Annotated in this window: 5 protein-coding genes; all 5 read left to right on the top strand. The window is 67.4% G+C overall.

What is annotated here, in order from left to right:
• The coding region (locus JYJ84_RS27780; protein WP_205189715.1) for an amidohydrolase family protein at positions 1 to 971 on the top strand (971 nt) is incomplete at its 5' end.
• A 149-nt stretch (positions 972 to 1120) separates the two neighbouring features.
• Positions 1121 to 2245 carry an FAD binding domain-containing protein gene (locus JYJ84_RS27775; protein ID WP_175221461.1) on the top strand — a complete coding sequence of 375 codons (1125 nt, stop codon included), beginning with the start codon at positions 1121 to 1123 and terminating at the stop codon, positions 2243 to 2245.
• A gap of 408 nt (positions 2246 to 2653) precedes the next feature.
• The gene (locus JYJ84_RS27770) at positions 2654 to 3934 is read left to right on the top strand and encodes a cytochrome c (RefSeq protein WP_175221460.1); all 1281 of its coding nucleotides are present in this window, start codon (positions 2654 to 2656) and stop codon (positions 3932 to 3934) included.
• Positions 3931 to 4431, top strand: a complete 501-nt coding sequence (locus tag JYJ84_RS27765; RefSeq protein ID WP_175221459.1) for a (2Fe-2S)-binding protein — start codon at positions 3931 to 3933, stop codon at positions 4429 to 4431. Before JYJ84_RS27770 ends, JYJ84_RS27765 begins: the two co-directional genes overlap by 4 nt.
• Positions 4431 to 5247, top strand: an 817-nt coding sequence (locus JYJ84_RS27760) for a molybdopterin cofactor-binding domain-containing protein (RefSeq protein ID WP_205189713.1), incomplete at its 3' end; no start/stop codon positions are given. The genes JYJ84_RS27765 and JYJ84_RS27760, both read left to right, overlap by 1 nt.

Genomic DNA, 5247 nt, shown 5'->3' with positions numbered 1-5247 from the left:
TCGACATCCACGCGCACTACTACCCTGAAAGCTTTTGCGACCTGGTCGGCGGCGAAGGCAAGCAGTTTGGCGGCTCGTTCGCGTGCGACGATGCATCGTTCACGTTCCGGACGCCCGCCGGCGGCCTCGGGCCGTTGCCGATGAAGTTCATCGACGTCGACGAACGGCTCAGGGACATGGACGCGTCCGGCGTCGATGTCCAGGCGCTGTCGCTCAGCGTGCCGATGGCGTACTGGGGCGACCGTCCATTCAACGCGAAGCTGGCGCGCGACTGGAATTCGGCGGCGTCGCGCGTCCACCAGCGGCACCCGACACGCTTCGTCGTCCTCGCGACGCTGCCGATGCTGAACGCGACCGACGCGATCGACGAACTCGAGCGGGCTGCGCAGTTGCCGGGCGTGCGCGGCGTGTACATGGGCACCAACATCGACAACCGCGATCTCGACGATCCGCTGTTCGCCCCGGTTTTCGCGCGTATCGAGCAACTGAACCTGCCCGTGTTCCTGCATCCTCAGCAAACGGTCGGCGGCGCGCGGCTCGGCGATTTCTACCTGAGCAACCTGCTCGGCAATCCGTTCGATACGGCGATCGCGGGATCGCACCTGATACTGGGCGGCGTACTCGACCGCTACCCGAACCTGCACGTCACGTTGCCCCATGCGGGCGGCGCGTTGCCGATCCTCGTCGGGCGCCTCGACGCGGGCTGGACCGCCCGCCCCGAAACGCGCCGGCTCGCGCAAAAGCCCAGCAGCTATCTGCGGCGATTCAGCTACGACACGGTGTCCCATTCCGGGCCGGTGCTGGATTTCCTGATGGCGAATGTCGGGGTCGACCGGCTCGTGCTCGGCAGCGACTACTGCTTCGACATGGGCTACGAACAGCCGGTCCGCTTTCTCGACCGCCTCGACCTGACGGCGGAACAGCGTTCGATGATTCTTGGCGGCAATGCGGGCAAGCTGCTGGGGATCTAGCGCGGGCGTCGGATGACGCTTGCACGATCGGCGCAGCCCGTCGCCGGACATGGCATCATCCGGCAAGCCGTCAGAACCGCGCGCGCCGCCACGCAGGCCGGCAACCGGCTTGCGATGCCGGCGCCTTTCGAACCTGGGAGTCACGCACGATGAAGATAGTCATTGCAGGCGGGTCGATCGCCGGTCTCGCAGCCGCGCTGACGCTCGATTGCGTCGGGCATGAGGTCATGGTCTGCGAGCGCTCGCACACCCCGCTGCGCGGCCAGGGCGGCGGCGTGGCCGTGCTGCGGCGCATGATGGCGTTTCTCGAACAGCATGGCCGTCATTGCCGCCAGATGATCAGCGTGCCGACGCATCGGCGGCGCTGGATCGACCGCGACGGCATCGTCACGCGGGACGAACCCGAAATGCTGCCGTTCTCGTCCTGGGACGCCGTCTATCGCTCGTTGTGCGAGACGCTGCCGCGCGGGCGCATTCATTACGGCCGTACCGTCACCGGGTTCGACCAGGACGCGGACGGCATCGACGTGCACCTGGACGACGAACGCATTCGCGCGGATGTGCTGATCGCCGCCGACGGCTCGGGCTCGAGCCTGCGCACGCAGCTGTATCCCGGCTACGCGCCGTCGTTTGCCGGCTACCTCGCGTGGCGCGGCATCGTCGATGAAGCGGATTTCGACACCGCCGCGATCGAATCGCTGGTCGAGAACATGACGCTGCACAAGGCACCGGGCGAGCTGTTCATGGCATTCCTGATTCCCGCGCTCGACGGCTCGCTCGCGCCGGGCTCGCGCCGCTTCAACTGGCTGTGGTATCGCAACGAAGCCGATCACAATGCGCTGCGCCGCCACCTGACAGATCGGAACGGCAACGTCCATCACGCGTCCGTGCATCCGGGGCTCCTTTCCTACGATGTCGTCGCGACGCTGCGGCAGCTCGCCCGCGAACGGTTGCCGGCTTCCCTGTCGCAACTGGTGCTCGCGACGCACGCACCATTCAACCAGGCGATCTTCGACGCGTTGAGCCCCGGCTTCGTCGACGGCCGCGTCGCGCTGATCGGCGACGCGGCCTGCACCGTACGCCCCCATACGGCGTCCGGCACGTCGAAAGCCGCGCGCGATGCCGTGTCGCTCGCCGAAGCGCTGCCGACGGACGCCACCGATATCGTCGAGCGCCTGTCCCGCTGGTCGGTCCAGCGGCGCGAAGAAGTGACCTCGTTGCTCGACAAGGGCCCGCAGCTTGCGGCGGCGTTCGGTCTCGGAACGCAGATCTGACGCCGGTGCGCACGCGCCGGAACGGGCCGCGGACACGTTAAGAACGATTCAGTGCAGCTTCAGGAATTAGCGAAATCGGACGGGTAGACTGCTTTCACGAGCTGTCGCGTGGGTCGTCGCCTGCGCCTGGCGCCCTTTCTGGAGAGACGTCATGACTTCCGCCGCAAATCCCTGCCGCCGTGCAAGACGGTCGAATCAATCGGTCATGCACGGCCGGCCCGCAACCGTCACGCGCGAAGCGACCGCGTCGAGCGCCTCGATGCAAAATCGCGCACGCCGGACGGTCGGTGGCGAGCAGCGGATCCGCGGCGCGGCGCACTGTTGCCGGTGGGACATGCCCGGCCGACATCGATCCGAATGCCCTTCGCGTCGAATCCGGTACGACGAACCGATTCACGTGGAGCATGCATGAAGCACAAACGACTCTGGTTCGGCGCGGCAGGCATCGCGATCGTCGGCCTGGCGGTCGCGATCGGCATCATGTATCGCCCGTCGATCGCGCCGATCGATCCGCCTGCCCGCGCGTCATTCGATCCGCAGCTCGTTCGGGCCGGCGCGCGCGTGGCCGCGCTGGGCGATTGCGTCGTCTGCCACACGGCGAAGGACGGCAAGCCGTTCGCCGGCGGACTGCCGCTCGCGACGCCGTTCGGCACCATCTACGCGACCAACATCACGCCGGATGCCGACACGGGCATCGGCCGCTGGTCGCAGGACGCCTTCGCGCGTGCGCTGCGCACCGGGATTGCCCGCGACGGCCATCCGCTCTACCCGGCCTTTCCGTACATTCATTTCACGCGGATGTCCGACCAGGACATCGCGGCCGCCTACGCGTACCTGATGACGCGCGAACCGGTGCAAACGAAGACCCCGGCGAACGACCTGATCTTCCCGCTCAACTTTCGACCGCTGGTCGCGTTCTGGAACGTGCTGTTCCTGCGCGAAGGCGCCTACGTGCCGGACCCTTCGCAATCCGCGCAATGGAATCGCGGCAAGATGCTGGTCGACGGCCTCGGCCACTGCGCCTCCTGTCATTCGCCGCTGAATGCGATCGGTGGCGAAGAAGCCGGCAAGGCGTTCGACGGCGGCATCGTCGACGGCTGGGACGCACCGCCGCTCAACGCGCTCGGCAACGCCGTACATCCGTGGACGCAGACGCAACTGGTGACCTACCTGCGCACCGGCCGCGCGAGCGAACACGGCGCGGCCGCCGGACCGATGCTCCCCGTCACGCGCGATCTCGCAACGGTGCCCGCCGACGATGTCGAGGCTATCGCGGCTTACATCCTGTCGATCCAGAAGCCGGCCGCCGCACGGCCTGCGCCGACCGCGGCCGAACGCGCCGCGACGACGCCCTCCGCGCAGCGCGGCGCGGTGCTGTTCCAGGCGTCGTGCGCGCAGTGCCACGGGCCGGCATCGCCGATGCAGTCGATCGGCGAGCGGCCAACGCTCGCGTTCAGCACGGCGGTCGCCGCCGACACGCCGCGCAACGCGATCCAGATGATGTTCAACGGGATCGGCTGGCACGGCGAGGACACGCTGAACTACATGCCGTCCTACCTTGACCAGTACGACGACGCGCAGATCGCGGACCTCGCCGCGTACATCCGCGAAACGTACTCCGATCGCCCAGCGTGGAGCGGCATCGATACCCTGGCCGCGAAACTCAGAAAGGAAGACAGCGCGCGATGATCAACCTCACCGTGAATGGCGTGCGGCACACGCTCGACATCGATCCGTCCACGCCGCTGCTTTATGCGCTGCGCAACGACCTGCACCTGCACGGCGCGAAATTCGGCTGCGGCCTCGGACAATGCGGCGCGTGCACCGTGATCGTCGACGACAAGCCGATGTTCTCGTGCCTGATCCCGGTCGCCGCGCTCGGCGAGCGGCGCGTCAGGACCGTCGAAAGCCTCGGCACCGCCGAGCATCCGGGCAAGCTTCAGCAAGCGTTCATCGATCATCAGGCGGCGCAGTGCGGTTATTGCATCGCGGGCATGATCATGCGCGCCCAGGCGCTGCTCGAACGCAACCCGAAACCCACCGAACGCGAGCTGCGCACCCACATGGAACCGAACCTGTGCCGTTGCGGCACCCACATGCGGATCCTGGCGGCCGTGCGCCAGGTCGCGGGCTTGCACGACCCGGAGCCGGTAGCCGCTCCCGTCATGATCAGCAAGGGGCTCTGATGAACCCACCCGACGACATCGACGAAGGCCGCCGGCACTTCATGATCTCCGGCGCGCTGTTCGTCGCGTTCAGCCTCGCACCGGCCGCTCGCGCCGCCGCCGAGGTCGTGATCGCGGACGAAGGCGCCGCCGTTCACGTGGCCAAGGCCACCGAAACGCTGGCCGGCAGCCTGAAGACCAATCCGCTGCTGGACGCGTGGATCAAGATCACGCCCGAAGGCAAGGTCACGGTGTTCACCGGCAAAGTCGAGCTCGGCACCGGCGTGCGCACCGCGTTGCTGCAGGTGGCGGCTGAAGAGTTGAACATGAAGCCTTCGCTGATCACCTTCCTGACCGCCGACACCGGCGCGTCGCCGGACGAGGGTTTGACCGCAGGCAGCCACACGATGGCGGACAGCGGCTCCGCGTTGCTGAACGCCGCAGCCCAGGTGCGCGGGCTGCTGGTCGACGGCGCGGCGAAGCAGTTCGGCGTCGATCCGCGCCTGCTGAGCGTCGCCGACGCGGTCATCAAGGCGCCGGACGGCCGCACGATGCGCTACGGCGACGCGGTCCGCACGGTCGACCTGCATCGCAACGCGACGCCGTCTTCCCCGCTGAAGGATCCGGCGACGTTCGTCGTGATCGGCACGTCGCTGCCGCGTGTCGACATTCCGAACAAGGTCACAGGCGGCGTCAGTTACGTGCAGGACATGGCGCTACCCGACATGCTGCATGCGCGTGTGGTGATGCCGCCCGTGTACGACGCGAAACTACTGTCGTTCGACGAAACCGCGATCCTGAAGATGCCGGGGGTCGTGCGAATCGTGCGCAACGGCA

Source organism: Burkholderia sp. LMG 13014 (assembly GCF_905232215.1).
GTDB lineage: Bacteria > Pseudomonadota > Gammaproteobacteria > Burkholderiales > Burkholderiaceae > Burkholderia.
Note: the sequence above shows the minus strand (reverse complement) of the source record. Positions and strands in the feature narration are given on the sequence as shown.